Here is a 20,691-nt window from a genome sequence, read left to right as displayed (position 1 = left end):
AAAAATTCCTTTAATCAAAATATTGAGTCTGGATAAATTCACTGAGCTGCCGCAAGCCGGTGCGCGGCGAGAGCGTATTGTTTTTGATTGCTAATAGCGTCTGGCGGTAATAGCGATCGAAATCTTCATTCGCGAACAGGTGGTGCAGCACCTCTTCTTCGGTTTGTTTACGCAGCCATTCCACCGATTGTTGTTGCCGCATTTGTTGCAAACGACCGCTGGCGGTAAGTGCGGTTTTGAAATCGATAATTGCGTGCCAAATCTCATCAATACCGCATTTTTCCAGCGCGCTACAGGTAAGAACCTGCGGCTGCCATTCGTCATATTTGCGACGCAGAATATGCAGAGCGCCCTCGTACATATGGCGGGCAATGGCGACATTCGCGTGGTTATCGCCATCGTCTTTGTTAATGACAATCAGATCTGCCATCTCCATCAGCCCCTTTTTAATGCCCTGGAGATCATCACCACCACCGGCGATTTGCAGTGAGATAAAACAGTCCACCATGCGGGCTACTTCGGTTTCCGACTGCCCGACGCCGACGGTTTCAACGATCACCACGTCATAACCCGCCGCTTCGCATAACAGCATTAACTCCCGCGCCCGCTGGCTGGCGCCGCCCAGATGACCGGATGATGGAACCGGGCGAATAAATGCCGTATCGGCACGCGCCAGTTCGGTCATCCGGGTCTTATCGCCAAGAATGCTGCCACCGGTCACTGGGCTGCTGGGATCGACGGCAATTACCGCGACTTTCAGCCCCTGGCGAATCAGCAACATACCGAAAGCTTCAAGAAAGGTGCTTTTCCCCGCGCCAGGTGTGCCGGTAACGCCCAGGCGCAGTGCATTTCCACAAAACGGCATGATGGCGTCGAGCAACTGAGTACTTAGTTCCTGATGACGTGGATGACGGCTTTCTACCAGCGTCATCGCCTGGGCGAGCGTGGCACGCTCACCCTGACGTAAGCGCCGAATGTTGTCTGTCAGCGTGGCTTCGTTAATCATGACGCTGGCTAATCCGATTCAGTACATCATGTACGCTGTCGAGCATGGGAGTACCCGGACCATAAATCGCTGCCACGCCACGTTCTTGCAGGAAGGCATAATCCTGCGGTGGAATAACGCCGCCAGCGACTACGCAGATATCTTCGCGTCCCCATTTTTTGAGGGCTTCTACCAGTTCCGGGATCAGTGTTTTATGCCCGGCAGCGAGTGAGGACGCCCCCACCACATGAACGTCGTTTTCCACCGCCAGGCGGGAGATCTCTTCTGGTGTCGAGAACATCGGACTTAAATCAACGTCAAATCCAAGATCGGAATAGGCGCTGGCAATGACTTTGGCCCCGCGATCGTGTCCATCCTGCCCCATTTTGGCGATCAGAATGCGCGGGCGACGGCCGTTATCCGCGAGGAACTGTTCCGTTTGCGCAACAATCGCATCAAATTCGCAAGCTGATTTTTCCGACTGATGATAGCTTTGCGCAATCACGCCAGTAACACACTGGCTCGGCACCAGATAACGGTCAAAAGCGGCTTCCAGCGCATCGGAGATTTCACCCAATGTCGCGCGAACGCGTGCCGCATTAATAGCAGCAGCCAGCAGGTTTTCGCTTTGCAGTGCCGCATTAGTCAGAGCATTCAGTGCGGTGGTTACGGCAGCATCATCGCGGGTGGCGCGAATGTGCTCCAGTGAAGCAATCTGCTCGTTACGTACCATCACGTTGTCTATCTCAAGGACATCGGTTTCGTCTTCGTGATCCAGCTTGTACTTGTTAACACCAACAATCACTCGTTTGCCCTGATCGATCAGTGACTGCTCACGCGCAGACGCTTCTTCGATCATTCGTTTTGGCAAACCCGCTTCGATCGCTTTCGCCATGCCACCAGCCTCATCGATCTGTTGGATAATAGCTCTGGCTTGTTTAACGATCTGATCGGTCAACGACTCAACGTAATAAGATCCGGCCAGTGGATCGACGGTGCGGCAGATTTCTGACTCTTCCTGAATGATTATCTGAGTATTACGGGCTATACGTGCCGAGAAGTCGGTTGGCAGTCCAAGTGCCTCATCAAAAGCGTTGGTATGCAGTGATTGTGTACCGCCAAGTGTGGCGCCCAACGCTTCAATGGTGGTGCGGATAACGTTGTTATAGGGATCTTGCTCGGTGAGACTCCAGCCTGAGGTCTGACAGTGGGTGCGCAGTGCCAGTGATTTTGGATCTTTGGCTCCAAATCCGCTTACCGCCTCACTCCAGAGATAACGTGCGGCGCGCAGCATGGCGACGTTCATGAAAAGATCCATACCGATGCCAAAGAAAAACGACAGGCGCGGGGCAAAGTCGTCAATTTTCAGGCCAGCAGAAAGTGCAGCTTTGATGTACTCAATTCCATCAGCGAGAGTAAATGCCACCTGCTGCACGCAGTTTGCTCCCGCTTCGCCCATGTGGTAACCGCTAATACTGATGGTATTAAAGCGCGGCATATTGCCGGAACACCAGGCGATGATGTCAGCGATAATACGCATCGACGGTTTTGGCGGATAAATGTAGGTATTGCGGCAGAGGTACTCTTTCAGAATGTCGTTCTGGATGGTGCCTGTGAGTTTCTCAGGCGACACGCCCTGTTCCTCTGCTGCCACAATATAAAACGCCAGGACCGGCAACACCGCCCCGTTCATAGTCATCGAAACCGACATTTGATCCAGCGGGATCTGGTCGAATAGCACCTTCATATCTTCAACGGTGTCGATAGCGACGCCTGCTTTACCGACGTCGCCTGAAACGCGCGGATTGTCAGAGTCGTAACCACGGTGGGTGGCGAGGTCAAAGGCAACGGAAAGGCCCTTTTGCCCGGCAGCGAGGTTACGGCGATAAAAGGCGTTAGATTCTTTTGCCGTGGAGAAACCAGCATACTGACGAATGGTCCACGGTTGAGCGGTATACATGGTGGCACGTGGACCACGAACGTAGGGGGGCAAGCCTTGAAGAGTGCCGGTTACTTCCAGATTGTCGAGATCGGCTTCGGTATACAGCGGCTTGATGGTTATCCCTTCCGCCGTTTGCCGTACCAGTGAGTCGACGTTTTTCTCCCGACGACTCAATTCCTTGTTGGCAAGTTGTTGCCATTCCTGCACGTTAGACATTATTTGCTCCATAAAACGCAATCAAAATGGTGGGATGCGCTTACGGTGAGCTTTTTACACGGGGTTGTCGCCAGCAAAAAAAATGCATTGGGACGTCGTTTTTTGCCGCGTGAGATTTGTCTGTTTCGTGACGTTGTTCAAAGAAGGTAAAAAGAAAAAAGGAAAATGCCTGATATGTGCTACCAGGCATTAAGTGATTGATTAATCCTGACGAAGCACTTTGTGACCATAGTCGAGCAAAGCATCGGTGACTTTACGCATCATGCGGCTTTCTGGGGCAAAGCGGTGCCAGTAGAGCATTCGCCGTTGAAACAGCCCTGGCGTAAGGTCGATCAGCTCGCCGCTCGCCAGTTCTTTCTCAATTTGCAGGTGTGGGATCATACAGCAGGTTGTTCCCTGGCGAGCGAGTTGAACGAAGGCTTCAGACGAGTTAACGATATGGCACGGCACGCTACCTGGCGGCAGATCGAAGTTTTGCTGTAAAAATGCCTGGTGCATATCGTCAAGATGGTCAAACGCCACCACCGGAGCCTTGAGCAGCGCGGAGCGGCTTACTCCATTGGGAAAGTATTTTTCAGCAAATGGTCTGGAGCTGACGAACAGATAGTCGAGCGCGCCAAGTTTATCGACAAGACAACTGGGCAGCGCCTGATGTTGAATACTCACCGCGCCAACCACTTCACCGCGACGCAGACGTTCCTGGGTGCGGGTTTCATCTTCCACCTGCAAGTTCAGACGAATAGGGGAATCAGCCAGCACCGGAGCCAGCGCCGGTAGCAGCCAGGTTGCCAGACTGTCAGCGTTGACCGCCAGTGAAAGCAGTAGCGGGGTTGAACCGGTTTGTTCATCCCCCAGCCACTCTTCTTCCAGCAATTCGACCTGGCGAAGCAGTGCCAGCAGTTTTTGCCCTTGTTCTGTAGGTCGCGGCGGGACAGTACGCACTAATAACGGCTGCCCGAACATATTTTCCAGCTGCTTAATGCGCTGTGAGACGGCTGATTGCGTAATGCACAATTTCTGTGCCGCGCGCTCAAATCCTCGTTCACGTATTACCGCATCCAGTGCCTGTAATGTTCTGTAGTCCGGGCGTTTCATTGCTTTAACCTGCTCCTCAAATTTTCTTATGCCGAACTATGACATAATTTTGCTTTGGGTACAGAGCATTTAACGTATACAAAAGCAGCCATAATGGAAATTTTGACTGACAACACCGTGTTTTTTTAGGCTTTGTGGAGCGTACAGGCAAGGTTCTGTGGGCGAGTTACTGGCACTGGATGTGATTTTTATTGGTAATATTATCAATTAATTGTATTACAGAGCTTCACCTTTATCGGCGTAGTTTCAGATATGCAGACTGGGGGATAGAAGGGTAATTCTGATGCCTCCTGATACCCAGCTTTGCCGGGGTGAAAGGGGATGTCCGCCATTGTCTGTTATTTCATGGATGAGTTATCCGTACGACTTGCTGACGGGGTTTGAATCGCTTTTTTTGTATATAATGCGTCTGAAATTTCATACCACAGGCGAAACGATCATGACGCAGGATGAATTGAAAAAAGCAGTAGGATGGGCGGCACTTCAGTATGTTCAGCCCGGAACCATTGTTGGTGTTGGTACAGGTTCCACCGCCGCACACTTTATTGATGCACTTGGCACGATGAAAGGTCAGATTGAAGGGGCAGTTTCCAGCTCGGATGCATCCACTGAAAAACTAAAAAGCCTTGGCATTCATGTATTTGACCTCAATGAAGTTGACAGCCTCGGCATCTACGTTGACGGTGCAGATGAAATCAACGGTCATATGCAGATGATCAAAGGCGGCGGTGCGGCGCTGACGCGTGAAAAAATCATCGCCTCGGTTGCAGAGAAATTTATCTGCATCGCGGACGCCTCCAAGCAGGTCGATATTCTGGGCAAATTCCCGTTGCCGGTGGAAGTGATTCCGATGGCGCGTAGTGCAGTGGCTCGTCAACTGGTGAAACTTGGCGGTCGTCCGGAATATCGTCAGGGCGTGGTGACTGATAACGGCAACGTAATCCTCGACGTCCACGGTATGGAAATCCTTGATCCGGTGGCGATGGAAAATGCGATTAACGCGATTCCAGGTGTGGTTACTGTTGGTCTGTTTGCCAACCGTGGCGCGGACGTCGCGCTGATTGGCACGCCTGACGGCGTTAAAACCATTGTGAAATGATCTGACGGGGGAGTTCGTTCCCCCGTTAAAAATTTTTTGCATTGTTAAATTTGGTGACATCTATCACGTTTTTAACTCACTTTTGCCTAACACGCTAAAGAAAGTCTCATCTTCAGCATTTTCTTCTGTTAATCAACCTCTCGTGATATTTCCTCAACATCGCGACGCAAACGTTCATATTGCCGCATTATTATTTTTTGATATGTTGAAAGGCGGATGTAAATCCACACACAACATTTCAAAGACAGGATTGGGTAAATGGCAAAGGTATCGCTGGAGAAAGACAAGATTAAGTTTCTGCTGGTAGAAGGCGTGCACCAAAAGGCGCTGGAAAGTCTTCGCGCGGCAGGTTACACCAACATCGAATTTCATAAAGGCGCGCTGGATGATGAACAATTAAAAGAATCCATCCGCGATGCCCACTTCATCGGCCTGCGATCCCGTACCCATCTGACCGAAGAAGTGATTAATGCCGCAGAAAAGCTGGTCGCTATTGGCTGTTTCTGCATAGGCACAAACCAGGTTGATTTAAATGCTGCGGCAAAACGCGGGATTCCGGTATTTAACGCACCGTTTTCGAATACGCGTTCTGTCGCCGAGCTGGTGATTGGCGAACTTCTGCTGCTATTGCGCGGAGTGCCGGAAGCCAACGCCAAAGCGCACCGTGGCGTATGGAACAAACTGGCAGCGGGGTCTTTTGAAGCGCGCGGCAAAAAGCTGGGTATCATTGGTTATGGTCATATCGGTACGCAGCTTGGCATTCTGGCGGAGTCGCTGGGGATGTATGTTTACTTCTATGATATTGAAAACAAACTGCCGCTGGGCAACGCGACGCAGGTGCAACATCTTTCCGACCTGCTGAATATGAGTGACGTGGTGAGCCTGCATGTGCCTGAAAACCCGTCCACCAAAAACATGATGGGCGCGAAAGAGATCTCGCTGATGAAGCCCGGCTCGCTGCTGATTAACGCCTCGCGCGGTACTGTGGTTGATATTCCGGCGCTGTGTGACGCACTGGCGAGCAAACATCTGGCTGGTGCGGCAATCGACGTATTCCCAACAGAACCGGCGACCAACAGCGATCCGTTTACTTCTCCGCTGTGCGAATTCGACAACGTCCTGCTGACGCCGCACATTGGCGGTTCGACTCAGGAAGCGCAGGAGAATATCGGCCTGGAAGTTGCGGGTAAATTGATCAAGTACTCTGACAATGGCTCCACGCTCTCTGCGGTGAACTTCCCGGAAGTCTCGCTACCGCTGCACGGTGGCCGCCGTCTGATGCACATCCACGAAAACCGTCCGGGCGTGCTGACTGCGCTGAACAAAATCTTTGCAGAGCAGGGCGTTAACATCGCCGCGCAGTATCTGCAAACGTCTGCTCAGATGGGCTACGTAGTTATTGACATTGAAGCAGATGAAGACGTTGCTGAAAAAGCATTACAGGCAATGAAAGCGATTCCGGGCACCATTCGCGCCCGTCTGCTGTACTGATTCCCTTCTCTGACAAACAACGGGCAGGTCGCTGACTTGCCCGTTTTTTTATCCCTTTTCCCGCGCTTATCACTGCATTTGCAGTGTGCTGCAATCGGCTTTGCGAGTCTGCTCGAAGAAATAAATCAAAGCCAGATCAATGCGTTGCCTTTATTCGAAGAGGATTTGCGATGGCGGGACAGCACAGGGCTGTAACGGTAAAGCCCTCACCGAAGCGAGGGCTTGAAGGAGAAGGGTTATGATGCGACTTGTCATCATACTGATTGTACTGTTACTCATAAGTTTCCCAGCTTATTAACAGTCAGTCTCAGGGGAGGAGCAATCCTCCCTTACCCTTACTCACTAAATTAGGTCAAAGAATCAACGATGTCAATCAGGGCGATGCAGGTGTATCGCCCTCACCACTTCCAGACTTTCGACGGTGTAACCACCGCAGGCAGTGGGATATCCCACTCTTCAACCGGCAGTTTTTCTACTAACTGACAATCATGCGCATAACCTACTGGCTGCATTTTGTAGTGCTGCCAGTTTTGCAATGTCCGATCATAAAAACCGCCGCCCATTCCCAGGCGTTGACCGTACTCATCAAAGGCGACCAGCGGCGTGACCAGCACATCTAACCGGGAAAGAGGAAGCACATCGCGCACGTCCAGTTTCGGCTCGTGGATCTTTAACCTGTTCACTATCAGTTCACTTTGCGGATGGTAATTCAGGAATAGTAAGTTACCGACACTAAAGGGATGCAAAACTGGAAGATACACGCGCTTACCGGCACGCCAGAGTTGTTCTATGAGCGGTTGGGTGTCGAGCTCGCCATCAAAAGAGAGGAATACAGCGACCGTATGCGCCATCACCACCGGGGGATAAGTCATCATCCGGGTAGCGGCTTGTTGACCCATTTCTTTCTGTTGTTCCGGCGTTAACGCACGACGACGTTGCCGAATCATTTTACGGATTTCTTGTCGGGATAATGTCTGTGGGAGTTCTGGTAGTTGCGTCATGGCTGGTGCCAGATAAGAAGGGAATCTCCGAGATGCCGCCGCAGGCTGTAACCCTTGAACCCTTGGTTCAAGGTGAATGTGTCGTCGCAGTTTTAAGGCTTCTCGGACGAACCGAGCATGCTCACCAACCACGGAGCGCCACATTCTTGTGGTATGAAATATCGGCTCAGGGGACTGGCCCGCTTGCGAACATCTCAGAGAAATTTTGTCTTCACGGTTACTCTACCACAGTAAACCGAAAAGTGTCATTCAAAGTTTTGGTTCGTTTTTTCGGTGATGCGACCTTGTTCAAGTAACGCTTGTTCTATGGTCTGTTGCAGCATCCGAATACGTTGTTCCATACTTGCCGCGTAGTCACGAGTCTTCGCTTTTTCTTGCGCTAACTCATAGCTGATATTCAATGCAGCAATGAAGACCAACTGTTCAGTATTTGTGACTCTAGTGCGTTCTTTCAGATCTTGCAACCGCTGATTCAGATCGTCTGCGGCCTGATTCAACGCATCCCTTTGGTCAGGCGGGCAGTTCACACGCAGTGAACGGCCAAAAATTTGGATATCGACGGGTTGTGCAGACATGCCACCTTCCTGCTGATTGACTGCGCTTCCTTCGTCTTCAGACCCATGGTCTGCGAAGGGGCGAACTATAGCTACCCTGATGAGAAGAGACAAGCCCTTTTCTGGTTCACCAGGGTCCAAAGTGGTAGCATATCATGAATCTTCCTCCCTTTGATGACGAATGCTTATGTCTATACAGAACGAAATGCCTGGTTACAACGAAATGAACCAGTATCTGAACCAACAAGGGACGGGTCTGACCCCTGCTGAGATGCACGGTTTAATCAGCGGGATGATTTGCGGTGGCAATGATGACAGTTCATGGCTGCCGCTGCTTCACGACCTGACGAACGAAGGCATGGCTTTCGGTCATGAGCTGGCACAGGCATTGCGCAAAATGCACTCAGCCACCAGCGATGCCCTGCAGGATGACGGCTTCCTTTTTCAGCTTTATCTGCCTGATGGCGATGATGTCAGCGTTTTCGATCGCGCTGATGCGCTGGCAGGCTGGGTAAATCACTTCCTGCTTGGTCTTGGCGTGACTCAGCCGAAGCTGGATAAAGTGACTGGCGAAACCGGTGAAGCCATCGACGATCTGCGTAACATTGCGCAACTGGGATATGACGAAGACGAAGATCAGGAAGAGCTGGAAATGTCGCTTGAAGAGATCATCGAGTACGTCCGTGTTGCCGCGCTGTTATGCCACGACACTTTTACTCATCCGCAACCGACCGCGCCAGAAGTACAAAAACCGACTCTACACTAAAAACAAAAAACGTAAGGAGAGTGTTATGAGTGATATATCCCCGCAAGAATTTCAGCGTCGCCGTCAGGCTCTGGTGGAGCAAATGCAACCCGGCAGCGCCGCGCTGATTTTTGCCGCCCCGGAAGTGACCCGTAGCGCCGACAGCGAATACCCGTATCGTCAAAACAGTGACTTCTGGTACTTCACCGGCTTTAACGAACCGGAAGCGGTGCTGGTGCTGATTAAAAGCGATGACACTCATAACCATAGCGTTCTGTTTAACCGCGTTCGCGACCTGACGGCGGAGATCTGGTTTGGCCGTCGCTTAGGTCAGGATGCCGCGCCAGAGAAACTAGGCGTTGACCGCGCCCTGGCGTTCAGCGAAATCAATCAGCAACTTTATCAACTGCTCAACGGTCTGGATGTGGTTTACCACGCTCAGGGCGAATATACCTATGCTGATGAAATCGTGAACAGCGCGCTGGAAAAACTGCGTAAAGGCTCACGGCAAAATCTCACCGCTCCGGCAACGATGATCGACTGGCGTCCCATTGTTCATGAAATGCGCCTGTTCAAATCGGCAGAAGAGATTGCCGTACTTCGCCGCGCGGGGGAAATCACCGCCCTGGCGCACACCCGTGCGATGGAAAAATGCCGTCCGGGGATGTTCGAGTACCATCTGGAAGGCGAAATTCATCACGAATTTAACCGCCACGGCGCGCGTTATCCTTCCTATAACACCATTGTCGGCAGCGGTGAAAACGGCTGCATTCTGCATTACACCGAAAACGAGTGTGAACTGCGCGACGGCGATCTGGTGTTGATTGACGCGGGTTGCGAATACAAAGGTTACGCTGGCGATATTACCCGCACCTTCCCGGTCAACGGCAAATTCACTCAGGCCCAGCGTGAAATCTACGACATTGTGCTGGAGTCTCTCGAAACCAGCCTGCGCCTCTATCGCCCGGGAACTTCCATTCAGGAAGTCACCGGTGAAGTGGTGCGTATCATGGTTAGCGGCCTGGTAAAACTCGGCATTCTGAAAGGTGATGTTGATGAACTGATCGCTCAGAACGCCCATCGTCCTTTCTTTATGCATGGCCTTAGCCACTGGTTAGGACTGGATGTCCATGACGTGGGTGTTTATGGTCAGGATCGCTCGCGCATTCTGGAACCGGGCATGGTACTGACCGTAGAGCCAGGGCTGTATATTGCGCCGGATGCAGAAGTGCCAGAACAATATCGCGGTATCGGCATTCGTATTGAAGACGACATTGTGATTACCGAAACCGGTAACGAAAACCTCACCGCCAGCGTGGTGAAAAAGCCGGAAGAAATCGAAGCGTTGATGGCAGCTGCGAGAAAGCAATGAGCGTAATCATCGTCGGTGGCGGCATGGCGGGCGCGACGCTGGCGCTGGCTATTTCCCGTTTAAGTCATGGGGCGCTGCCGGTACATCTGATTGAAGCGACCGCGCCAGAGTCTCATGCACATCCGGGCTTTGATGGACGAGCTATTGCGCTGGCGGCGGGCACCTGCCAGCAGCTGGCACGTATCGGCGTCTGGCAATCTCTGGCTGATTGCGCAACCGCCATCACTACCGTGCATGTCAGCGATCGCGGTCATGCCGGATTCGTCACCCTCGCCGCAGAAGATTACCAACTGGCGGCGCTGGGGCAGGTTGTCGAGTTGCATAATGTCGGGCAACGGCTGTTTGCGCTGTTGCGCAAAGCGCCAGGCGTAACGCTGCATTGCCCGGATCGCGTTGCTAACGTTGCCCGTACACAGGATACCGTTGAAGTGACGCTGGAGAGCGGCGGGACGCTGACGGGGCGCGTGCTGGTAGCCGCTGACGGCACCCATTCAGCATTAGCCAGCGCCTGCGGCGTTGACTGGCAGCAGGAGCCTTACGAACAACTGGCGGTAATTGCCAACGTTGCGACCTCCGTTGCGCACGAAGGCCGTGCTTTTGAACGTTTCACGCAATACGGTCCGTTGGCGATGTTGCCGATGTCTGACGGACGTTGTTCGCTGGTCTGGTGTCATCCACTGGAACGGCGCGAAGAGGTACTGGCGTGGAGCGACGAGAAGTTTTGCTGTGAACTCCAGGCTGCGTTTGGCTGGCGGCTGGGGCAAATTACCCACACCGGAAAACGCAGTGCTTATCCGCTGGCGTTAACCCGCGCCGCCAAACCTATTACCCATCGCACCGTGCTGGTGGGCAATGCGGCGCAAACCCTGCACCCGATTGCCGGGCAAGGATTTAACCTCGGTATGCGTGATGTTATGAGCCTTGCCGAAACCCTGACTCAGGCGCAGGAACGCGGAGAGGATATCGGTGATTATGGCATTTTGTGCCGTTATCAGCAGCGTCGGCAGAGCGATCGCGAAGCAACTATCGGTGTCACGGACAGCCTTGTACATCTTTTTGCCAACCGTTGGGCGCCGCTGGTTGTTGGGCGTAACATCGGGCTGATGACGATGGAATTATTCACCCCGGCACGCGATGTGCTGGCGCAGCGCACCCTCGGTTGGGTGGCGCGTTGAAGGCGGTTTTAAGGAATAAACAATGCAAAGTGTTGATGTAGCCATTGTTGGCGGCGGCATGGTGGGGCTGGCGGTTGCCTGCGGCTTACAGGGTAGTGGCTTACGCGTCGCCGTACTGGAGCAGCGCGTACCGGAACCTCTGGCGGCGGATGCACCACCACAACTGCGCGTTTCGGCTATCAATGCCGCCAGCGAAAAATTACTTACCCGTCTTGGCGTCTGGCAGGACATCCTCTCCCGCAGAGCCAGTTGCTATCACGGCATGGAAGTGTGGGACAAAGACAGTTTTGGTCATATCTCTTTTGACGATCAAAGCATGGGCTATAGCCATCTTGGGCATATTGTTGAAAATTCAGTAGTTCACTACACGCTGTGGAACAAAGCGCAGCAGTCGTCAGATATCACCCTGCTGGCTCCCGCAGAATTACAGCAGGTCGCCTGGGGAGAGAACGAAACCTTCCTGACGCTGAAAGACGGCAGTATGTTAACGGCGCGTCTGGTGATTGGCGCGGACGGCGCTAATTCCTGGTTGCGCAACAAAGCTGATATCCCGCTGACTTTCTGGGATTATCAGCATCACGCGCTGGTGGCGACTATTCGTACTGAAGAACCGCATATAGCTGTGGCGCGCCAGGTTTTCCATGGCGAAGGTATTTTGGCCTTTTTACCGCTTAGCGATCCGCATCTTTGCTCGATTGTCTGGTCACTGTCGCCAGAGGAAGCGCAGCGGATGCAGCAGGCAGGTGAAGACGAATTTAATCGCGCGTTAAATATCGCTTTTGATAATCGCCTGGGCTTATGCAAGGTTGAGAGCGAGCGTCAGGTATTCCCGCTGACGGGGCGTTATGCGCGCCAGTTTGCCGCGCACCGTCTGGCGCTGGTGGGCGACGCCGCGCATACCATTCATCCGCTGGCGGGACAGGGCGTTAATCTCGGCTTTATGGACGCCGCAGAGTTGATTGCTGAACTGAAACGGTTGCATCGTCAGGGTAAAGACATCGGGCAGTATATTTACCTGCGTCGCTATGAGCGTAGCCGCAAGCACAGTGCTGCGCTGATGCTGGCTGGTATGCAGGGCTTTCGCGATCTGTTTTCCGGAGCCAATCCGGCGAAAAAACTGCTGCGCGATATTGGCCTGAAACTGGCCGACACGCTTCCTGGCGTTAAGCCACAACTTATCCGTCAGGCAATGGGATTGAATGATTTGCCTGAATGGCTGCGTTAAAAATTTCTCCTCAACTCTTTATTTGATACCCATCACACTTTCTTCTCCCGGTTTTTTCGCCGGGAGATTTTCCTCATTTGAAATAAACTAATTTCACCATCAATTTCGCATTATATTTTCTAATGTTACGATTTTTTCATTGAGTGATTTTTGACATATTTTCAGTTCTTAATATTGGTTTATCCAAATCTGTTTCTTGAAAGCATCATATTTATATAAAAATAAAATAAATTTTTGGTTTTTTATTCTGTTGAGATTTTTGTATTTTTTAACCATAAGCTAATGTGATGATCAATTTTACCTTATGGTTAACAGTCTGTTTCGGTGGTAAGTTCAGGGAAAAGAGAACGATTGCGTTGGGGACCGGGAGTGGCTCCGATGCTGGGTTTCGTGGTGATAATTTTGCCATGAAAAGTTGTCAGCCCCGCTTATTCAATGAGGACAAGATGGCACAACAGACTCCTTTGTACGAACAACACACGCTTTGCGGCGCTCGCATGGTGGACTTCCACGGCTGGATGATGCCGCTGCATTACGGTTCGCAAATCGACGAACATCATGCGGTACGTACCGATGCCGGAATGTTTGATGTGTCGCATATGACCATCGTCGATCTTCGCGGCAGCCGCACCCGGGAGTTTCTGCGTTATCTGCTGGCGAACGATGTGGCGAAGCTCACCAAAAGCGGCAAAGCCCTTTACTCGGGGATGTTGAATGCCTCTGGCGGTGTGATAGATGATCTCATCGTCTACTACTTTACTGAAGATTTCTTCCGCCTCGTTGTTAACTCCGCCACCCGCGAAAAAGACCTCTCCTGGATTACCCAACATGCTGAACCTTTCGGCATCGAAATTACCGTTCGTGATGACCTTTCCATGATTGCCGTGCAAGGGCCGAATGCGCAGGCAAAAGCTGCCACACTGTTTAATGACGCCCAGCGTCAGGCGGTGGAAGGGATGAAACCGTTCTTTGGCGTGCAGGCGGGCGATCTGTTTATTGCCACCACTGGTTATACCGGTGAAGCGGGCTACGAAATTGCGCTGCCCAATGAAAAAGCGGCAGATTTCTGGCGCGCGCTGGTGGAAGCGGGCGTTAAGCCATGCGGCCTGGGCGCGCGTGACACGCTGCGTCTGGAAGCGGGTATGAATCTTTATAGTCAGGAGATGGACGAAACCATCTCTCCTTTAGCCGCCAATATGGGCTGGACTATCGCCTGGGAACCGGCAGATCGTGACTTTATTGGTCGTGAAGCTCTGGAAGCGCAGCGTGAACATGGCACAGAAAAACTGGTTGGTCTGGTGATGACCGAAAAAGGCGTGCTGCGTAATGAACTGCCGGTACGTTTTACCGATGCGCAGGGCAACCAGCATGAAGGCATTATCACCAGCGGGACTTTCTCCCCGACGCTGGGTTACAGCATTGCGCTGGCGCGCGTGCCGGAAGGTATTGGTGAAACAGCGATTGTGCAAATTCGCAACCGTGAAATGCCGGTTAAAGTGACGAAACCTGTTTTTGTGCGTAACGGCAAAGCCGTCGCGTGATTTACTTTTTTGGAGATTGATTGATGAGCAACGTACCAGCAGAACTGAAATACAGCAAAGAACACGAATGGCTGCGTAAAGAAGCCGACGGCACTTACACCGTTGGTATTACCGAACATGCCCAGGAGCTGTTAGGCGATATGGTGTTTGTTGACCTGCCGGAAGTGGGCGCGACGGTTAGCGCGGGCGATGACTGCGCGGTTGCCGAATCGGTAAAAGCGGCGTCAGACATTTATGCGCCAGTAAGCGGTGAAATCGTGGCGGTGAACGACGCACTGAGCGATTCCCCGGAACTGGTAAACAGCGAACCGTATGCAGGCGGTTGGATCTTTAAAATCAAAGCCAGCGATGAAAGCGAACTGGAATCACTGCTGGATGCGACCGCATACGAAGCATTGTTAGAAGACGAGTAACGGCTTTATTCCTCTTCTGCGGGAGAGGATCAGGGTGAGGAAATTTACGCCTCACCCTCACTCTCTTCGCAAGGAGAGAGGTTCACAATTCACTGCACGTTTCAGGAACCATCGCTCATGACACAGACGTTAAGCCAGCTTGAAAACAGCGGCGCTTTTATTGAACGCCATATCGGACCGGACGCCGCGCAACAGCAAGAAATGCTGAATGCCGTTGGTGCACAATCGTTAAACGCGCTGACCGGCCAGATTGTGCCGAAAGATATTCAGCTTGCGACCCCGCCGCAGGTTGGCGCACCGGCGACCGAATACGCCGCACTGGCAGAACTCAAGGCTATTGCCAGTCGCAATAAACGCTTCACGTCTTACATCGGCATGGGTTACACCGCCGTGCAGCTACCGCCGGTTATCCTGCGTAACATGCTGGAAAATCCGGGCTGGTATACCGCGTATACTCCGTATCAACCTGAAGTCTCCCAGGGCCGCCTTGAAGCACTGCTCAACTTCCAGCAGGTAACGCTGGATTTGACCGGGCTGGATATGGCCTCTGCTTCTCTTCTTGACGAAGCCACCGCTGCCGCCGAAGCAATGGCGATGGCGAAACGCGTCAGCAAACTGAAAAATGCCAACCGCTTCTTTGTTGCTTCTGACGTGCATCCGCAAACCTTAGATGTAGTACGTACCCGCGCAGCTACCTTTGGTTTTGACGTGATTGTCGATGACGCGCAAAAAGTGCTCGACCATCAGGACGTCTTCGGTGTGCTGTTACAGCAGGTCGGCACTACCGGTGAAATTCACGACTACACTGCGCTTATTAGCGAACTGAAATCACGCAAAATTGTGGTCAGCGTTGCCGCCGATATTATGGCGCTGGTGCTGTTAACTGCGCCGGGTAAACAGGGCGCGGATATTGTCTTTGGTTCGGCGCAACGCTTCGGCGTGCCGATGGGCTACGGTGGCCCACACGCGGCATTCTTTGCGGCGAAAGATGAATACAAACGCTCCATGCCGGGGCGCATTATCGGCGTATCGAAAGATGCGGCTGGTAATACTGCGCTACGCATGGCAATGCAGACTCGTGAACAACATATTCGTCGCGAGAAAGCGAACTCGAACATTTGTACTTCCCAGGTTCTGCTGGCAAACATCGCCAGCCTGTATGCCGTTTATCACGGTCCGGTTGGCCTGAAACGTATCGCTAACCGCATCCACCGTCTTACTGATATTCTGGCAACGGGGCTACAACAAAAAGGTCTGAAGCTGCGCCATGCGCACTATTTCGATACTTTGTGTGTGGAAGTGGCCGATAAAGCGGGCGTGCTGGCGCGTGCCGAAGCGGCTGAAATCAATCTGCGTAGCGATATTCTGAACGCGGTTGGGATCACCCTTGATGAAACCACCACGCGCGAAAACGTGATGCAGCTTTTCAGCGTACTGCTGGGCGATAATCATGGGCTGGACATCGACACGCTGGACAAAGACGTGGCTCACGACAGCCGTTCTATTCAGCCTGCAATGCTGCGCGATGACGAAATTCTCACCCATCCGGTGTTTAATCGCTACCACAGCGAAACCGAAATGATGCGCTATATGCACTCGCTGGAGCGTAAAGATCTGGCGCTGAATCAGGCGATGATCCCGCTGGGTTCCTGCACCATGAAACTGAACGCCGCCGCTGAGATGATCCCAATCACCTGGCCGGAATTTGCTGAACTGCACCCGTTCTGCCCGCCGGAACAGGCCGAAGGTTATCAGCAGATGATCGCGCAACTGGCTGATTGGCTGGTGAAACTGACCGGTTACGACGCCGTCTGTATGCAGCCGAACTCTGGCGCTCAGGGCGAATATGCGGGGCTGCTGGCGATTCGTCATTATCACGAAAGCCGCAACGAAGGGCATCGCGATATCTGCCTGATCCCGGCTTCTGCGCACGGAACTAACCCCGCTTCTGCACATATGGCAGGAATGCAGGTGGTGGTTGTGGCGTGTGATAAAAACGGCAATATCGATTTGACTGATCTGCGCGCGAAAGCGGAACAGGCGGGCGATAACCTCTCCTGTATCATGGTGACCTATCCTTCCACCCACGGCGTGTATGAAGAAACGATCCGTGAAGTGTGTGAAGTCGTGCATCAGTTCGGCGGTCAGGTTTACCTTGATGGCGCGAACATGAACGCCCAGGTTGGCATCACCTCGCCGGGCTTTATTGGCGCAGACGTTTCACACCTTAACCTGCATAAAACTTTCTGCATTCCGCACGGCGGTGGTGGTCCGGGTATGGGACCGATCGGTGTGAAAGCGCATCTGGCACCGTTTGTACCGGGTCATAGCGTGGTGCAAATCGAAGGCATGTTAACCCGTCAGGGCGCGGTTTCTGCGGCACCGTTCGGTAGCGCATCCATTCTGCCAATCAGCTGGATGTACATCCGCATGATGGGCGCAGAAGGGCTGAAAAAAGCAAGCCAGGTGGCAATTCTTAACGCCAACTATATTGCCAGCCGCCTGCAGGATGCCTTCCCGGTGCTGTATACCGGTCGCGACGGTCGCGTGGCGCACGAATGTATTCTCGATATTCGCCCGCTGAAAGAAGAAACCGGCATCAGCGAGCTGGATATTGCCAAGCGCCTGATCGACTACGGTTTCCACGCGCCGACGATGTCGTTCCCGGTGGCGGGTACGCTGATGGTTGAACCGACTGAATCTGAAAGCAAAGTAGAGCTGGATCGCTTTATCGACGCGATGCTGGCTATCCGCGCAGAAATCGACCAGGTGAAAGCCGGTGTCTGGCCGCTGGAAGATAACCCGCTGGTGAACGCGCCGCACATTCAGAGCGAACTGGTTGCCGAGTGGGTGCATCCGTACAGCCGCGAAGTTGCGGTATTCCCGGCAGGCGTGGCAGACAAATACTGGCCGACGGTGAAACGTCTGGATGATGTGTACGGCGACCGTAACCTGTTCTGCTCCTGCGTACCGATTAGCGAATACCAGTAATTTATTGATTCGACTATCTTCTAAAGGCGCTTCTGCGCCTTTTTACTTGCTGACAATTTGCTCAAACGTAAATATTGGCACGGTTTTCCCCTTTCTCCCCGAAGGGGCGAGGGGATTGATCGTGCGCTCTTTTGACTTTGTCATCAGCCTTAATTTATGAGGAAAAAATGGCTATAGCACTTGTGACTGGTGGCAGTCGCGGCATCGGGCGGGCAACTGCGCTGCTGTTGGCAAAAGAAGGGTATACGGTGGCGGTTAATTATCAGCAAAACCTTCACGCGGCGCAGGAAGTGGTGAACTTAATAACTAAAGCGGGTGGCAAGGCATTTGTGCTCCTTGCGGATATTAGCGACGAAAACCAGGTTGTCGCGATGTTTACAGCAATCGACCAGCACGATGAACCGCTAGCTGCGCTGGTCAATAACGCCGGGATCTTGTTTACCCAGTGCACTGTAGAAAACCTTACCGCAGAGCGAATCAACCGGGTGCTTTCCACCAATGTGACGGGATATTTTCTCTGCTGCCGCGAGGCGGTAAAACGCATGGCGCTTAAAAACGGCGGTAGCGGCGGCGCTATCGTCAATGTTTCTTCGGTAGCCTCACGGCTGGGATCTCCGGGGGAATATGTTGATTATGCGGCATCGAAAGGGGCGGTTGATACGTTAACCACCGGACTATCGCTGGAAGTCGCCGCGCAGGGGATCCGCGTTAACGGCGTGCGACCAGGGTTTATTTATACCGAAATGCACGCCAGCGGTGGCGAACCTGGACGCGTCGATCGCGTTAAGTCGAACATCCCCATGCAGCGCGGCGGACAGGCGGAAGAGGTCGCGCAGGCCATTGTCTGGCTGTTAAGCGATAAAGCCTCTTATGTCACGGGAAGTTTTATCGATTTGGCGGGTGGAAAATAAGATGAGAAAGTGGTCTGGGCGGATGCAACGCAATCGGCGTCGCATCCGTCATGTCATCTAATCAAAGCTTCTCGCCGTTGCTGGCAATCACCTCTTTGTACCAGTTGAAACTCTTCTTACGTGAACGCGACATATCACCAGTACCGTCGTCGTGCTTATTCACATAGATAAAGCCGTAGCGTTTGCTGTACTGCCCGGTGGTAAACGATACACAGTCGATGCAGCCCCACGGCGTGTAGCCCATCAGATCCACACCATCGTAAGTTACCGCTTTTTTCATCTCTTCAATATGGGCGCGCAGATAGTCAATGCGGTAGTCGTCGTTGATGCTGCCATCTTCTTCCACTTTGTCGTAAGCGCCAAAACCGTTTTCGACAATAAACAGCGGCTTCTGGTAACGCTCATACAGTTCGCAAAGCGCATAACGCAGACCCACCGGATCAATCTGCCAGCCCCAGTCAGACGCTTTAACATACGGGTTCGGTACGCTGCCTTCGAAACCAGAAATCGCATCGCCGGTGCCGCCTTCGGCCTTCACCGCGTTGGTCATGTAATAGCTGAAGCCAAGATAAGCGCAAGTGCCTTCGCGCAGCACATCCAGATCGCCGTCTTCCATTTTGATGTTAAATCCGCGACGTTCCCACTCGTTCAGCACATAAGAAGGGTAATAGCCGCGTAGCTGGACATCGGTAAAGACGTAACGTTCGCGCATCGACTCCTGGGCAAACATCACATCGTCCGGGTTACAGGAGTAGGGATAGAGCGGCACCATCGCCAGCATACAGCCGACTTTCATCTCCGGGTTAATGCGACGCGCGGCTTTCACCGCCAGGGCGCTGGCGACAAACTGGTGATGCAGCACCTGGTACATGGTCTCTTCAGGATTTTCATGCTCGGTATAAACCACGCCGGAGCAGCAGTAACCGAACAGCGGCGCGCGCCAGTTACGCTGGTTGTTAATTTCGTTGAAGGTCATCCAGTATTTGACTTTGTGCTTATAGCGTTCAAATACCACTTCCGCGAAACGGACAAAGAAATCAACCACTTTACGGTTGGTCCAGCTACCGTATTGCTGCACCAGATGCAGCGGCATTTCAAAGTGGGAGAGGGTGATCACCGGTTCGATGTTGTATTTCAGCAGTTCATCGAACATATCGTCGTAAAACTTCAGCCCTTCTTCGTTTGGCTGTGTTTCATCGCCTTTTGGAAAAACGCGCGTCCAGGCGATGGAAGTACGAAAACATTTGAAGCCCATTTCGGCAAATAGCTTGATGTCTTCCTTGTAGTGACCGTAAAAATCTACCGCTTCATGGTTCGGATAGTATTTGCCCGGCAAGACTTCTTTGGTGATTTCGCGCGGCACGCCGTGTGCGCCGCCGGTCAGTACGTCACAAATACTCGGCCCTTTGCCGCCTTTGTTCCAGCCGCCTTCGACCTGATGAGCGGCAACTGCGCCGCCCCATAAGAAATCTTTCGGTAAGGTGAGTTTTTTCACTATCATAGGCTCCAGATGAGTCAATTCTTACAGGAAATAGTACCATGCAGCCAAACAACATCACTTTTTTTCAACGATTCCAGGATGACATTCTGGCTGGGCGTAAAACCATCACTATCCGTGACGAGTCTGAATCGCACTTTAAAGCTGGCGATGTGCTTCGTGTCGGGCGCTTTGAAGATGACGGCTATTTTTGCACTATTGAAGTCACTGCAACCTCAACGGTGACGCTGGATACTCTCACAGAAAAACACGCGCAACAGGAAAATATGACCCTGGCTGAATTGAAAAAGGTCATTGCCGATATCTATCCCGGTCAGACACAGTTTTATGTAATTGAATTTAAATGTCTTTAAATTGAACTCACGCCTGTTAGTTGAAATTTCGCATTTAATTTCATGATTTTTCGGAGATTAGTCTCAAATCAGAATTTATTTTAG

The 20,691-nt window shown here is 52.4% G+C and carries 18 protein-coding genes, 1 other RNA gene and 1 pseudogene; 12 read left to right on the top strand and 8 right to left on the bottom strand.

Translation table 11 applies throughout. The features are described 5' to 3' along the window. Positions 1–10: 10 nt before the first annotated feature. The 3 genes from meaB to argP form a co-directional block, all read right to left on the bottom strand. Positions 11–1,006: a methylmalonyl Co-A mutase-associated GTPase MeaB gene (gene meaB / locus HEN21_RS08070; protein ID WP_000606538.1), complete on the bottom strand. Its 996-nt coding sequence runs from the start codon at positions 1,004–1,006 to the stop codon at positions 11–13. Then, positions 999–3,143, bottom strand: coding sequence for a methylmalonyl-CoA mutase (gene scpA, locus HEN21_RS08065; RefSeq protein ID WP_176252462.1), 2,145 nt, complete (start codon positions 3,141–3,143; stop codon positions 999–1,001). The genes meaB and scpA overlap by 8 nt, the downstream gene beginning before the upstream one ends. Positions 3,144–3,344: 201 nt before the next feature. Then, entirely contained in the window at positions 3,345–4,238 is an 894-nt protein-coding gene (argP, locus tag HEN21_RS08060) for a DNA-binding transcriptional regulator ArgP (protein WP_000828352.1), read from the bottom strand. Between the two features lie 439 nt (positions 4,239–4,677). On the opposite strand from argP, the gene rpiA reads away from it, so the two are divergent. The 3 genes from rpiA (at position 4,678) to ibsC (ending at position 7,126) form a co-directional block, all read left to right on the top strand. Continuing rightward, on the top strand, positions 4,678–5,337 hold the full coding sequence (gene rpiA, locus HEN21_RS08055) for a ribose-5-phosphate isomerase RpiA (RefSeq protein ID WP_024191163.1): 660 nt from the start codon (positions 4,678–4,680) through the stop codon (positions 5,335–5,337). 258 nt (positions 5,338–5,595) lie between these two features. Then, positions 5,596–6,828, top strand: coding sequence for a phosphoglycerate dehydrogenase (gene serA / locus HEN21_RS08050; protein WP_001151617.1), 1,233 nt, complete (start codon positions 5,596–5,598; stop codon positions 6,826–6,828). 238 nt (positions 6,829–7,066) lie between these two features. Then, positions 7,067–7,126 carry a type I toxin-antitoxin system toxin IbsC gene (gene ibsC, locus HEN21_RS08045; protein WP_071525914.1) on the top strand — a complete coding sequence of 20 codons (60 nt, stop codon included), beginning with the start codon at positions 7,067–7,069 and terminating at the stop codon, positions 7,124–7,126. 100 nt (positions 7,127–7,226) lie between these two features. On the opposite strand, the gene HEN21_RS08040 is transcribed toward ibsC, so the two are convergent. The 3 genes from HEN21_RS08040 to zapA form a co-directional block, all read right to left on the bottom strand. Continuing rightward, a complete protein-coding gene (locus HEN21_RS08040) occupies positions 7,227–7,829 on the bottom strand; it encodes a 5-formyltetrahydrofolate cyclo-ligase (protein WP_016231419.1) in 603 nt (200 codons plus the stop codon). 20 nt (positions 7,830–7,849) lie between these two features. Continuing rightward, positions 7,850–8,033, bottom strand: a non-coding RNA gene (ssrS, locus tag HEN21_RS08035) — 6S RNA. A 41-nt stretch (positions 8,034–8,074) separates the two neighbouring features. Then, a complete protein-coding gene (zapA, locus tag HEN21_RS08030; RefSeq protein ID WP_001276008.1) occupies positions 8,075–8,404 on the bottom strand; it encodes a cell division protein ZapA in 330 nt (109 codons plus the stop codon). A gap of 166 nt (positions 8,405–8,570) precedes the next feature. Here zapA and ygfB point away from each other — a divergent pair, with 166 nt between their 5' ends. The 4 genes from ygfB to ubiI are packed head-to-tail and all read left to right on the top strand — an operon-like array spanning position 8,571 to position 12,900. After that, positions 8,571–9,149, top strand: coding sequence for a UPF0149 family protein YgfB (ygfB, locus tag HEN21_RS08025; protein ID WP_001295378.1), 579 nt, complete (start codon positions 8,571–8,573; stop codon positions 9,147–9,149). 25 nt (positions 9,150–9,174) lie between these two features. Continuing rightward, on the top strand, positions 9,175–10,500 hold the full coding sequence (pepP, locus tag HEN21_RS08020; protein ID WP_176252461.1) for a Xaa-Pro aminopeptidase: 1,326 nt from the start codon (positions 9,175–9,177) through the stop codon (positions 10,498–10,500). Then, positions 10,497–11,675, top strand: coding sequence for a 2-octaprenyl-6-methoxyphenyl hydroxylase (gene ubiH / locus HEN21_RS08015; RefSeq protein ID WP_176252460.1), 1,179 nt, complete (start codon positions 10,497–10,499; stop codon positions 11,673–11,675). The genes pepP and ubiH overlap by 4 nt, the downstream gene beginning before the upstream one ends. Before the next feature lie 22 nt (positions 11,676–11,697). Next, positions 11,698–12,900, top strand: coding sequence for an FAD-dependent 2-octaprenylphenol hydroxylase (ubiI, locus tag HEN21_RS08010; RefSeq protein WP_001192203.1), 1,203 nt, complete (start codon positions 11,698–11,700; stop codon positions 12,898–12,900). A 73-nt stretch (positions 12,901–12,973) separates the two neighbouring features. Here the strand turns inward: ubiI and HEN21_RS23580 are convergent. After that, positions 12,974–13,033, bottom strand: a pseudogene (locus HEN21_RS23580) (hypothetical protein); the annotation flags it as partial. Positions 13,034–13,346: 313 nt separating this feature from the next. On the opposite strand from HEN21_RS23580, the gene gcvT reads away from it, so the two are divergent. From gcvT to HEN21_RS07990, 4 genes are all read left to right on the top strand, one after another. Beyond that, on the top strand, positions 13,347–14,441 hold the full coding sequence (gene gcvT, locus HEN21_RS08005) for a glycine cleavage system aminomethyltransferase GcvT (RefSeq protein WP_000068706.1): 1,095 nt from the start codon (positions 13,347–13,349) through the stop codon (positions 14,439–14,441). Positions 14,442–14,464: 23 nt separating this feature from the next. After that, a complete protein-coding gene (gene gcvH / locus HEN21_RS08000; protein ID WP_001295377.1) occupies positions 14,465–14,854 on the top strand; it encodes a glycine cleavage system protein GcvH in 390 nt (129 codons plus the stop codon). A gap of 117 nt (positions 14,855–14,971) precedes the next feature. After that, positions 14,972–17,845 carry an aminomethyl-transferring glycine dehydrogenase gene (gene gcvP, locus HEN21_RS07995; protein WP_176252459.1) on the top strand — a complete coding sequence of 958 codons (2,874 nt, stop codon included), beginning with the start codon at positions 14,972–14,974 and terminating at the stop codon, positions 17,843–17,845. A gap of 167 nt (positions 17,846–18,012) precedes the next feature. Continuing rightward, complete coding sequence (locus HEN21_RS07990; RefSeq protein WP_105286456.1) at positions 18,013–18,756, top strand: SDR family oxidoreductase; 744 nt, start codon at positions 18,013–18,015, stop codon at positions 18,754–18,756. 61 nt (positions 18,757–18,817) lie between these two features. On the opposite strand, the gene bglA is transcribed toward HEN21_RS07990, so the two are convergent. After that, a complete protein-coding gene (bglA, locus tag HEN21_RS07985) occupies positions 18,818–20,251 on the bottom strand; it encodes a 6-phospho-beta-glucosidase BglA (protein WP_157945273.1) in 1,434 nt (477 codons plus the stop codon). A 44-nt stretch (positions 20,252–20,295) separates the two neighbouring features. Here bglA and yqfB point away from each other — a divergent pair, with 44 nt between their 5' ends. Next, on the top strand, positions 20,296–20,607 hold the full coding sequence (yqfB, locus tag HEN21_RS07980; protein WP_105285495.1) for a N(4)-acetylcytidine aminohydrolase: 312 nt from the start codon (positions 20,296–20,298) through the stop codon (positions 20,605–20,607). The last annotated feature ends 84 nt before the right edge of the window (positions 20,608–20,691 follow it).

It is taken from the genome of Escherichia sp. 93.1518 (assembly GCF_013368915.2).
GTDB lineage: Bacteria > Pseudomonadota > Gammaproteobacteria > Enterobacterales > Enterobacteriaceae > Escherichia > Escherichia ruysiae.
This window is presented reverse-complemented; position numbering and strand designations above follow the sequence as displayed.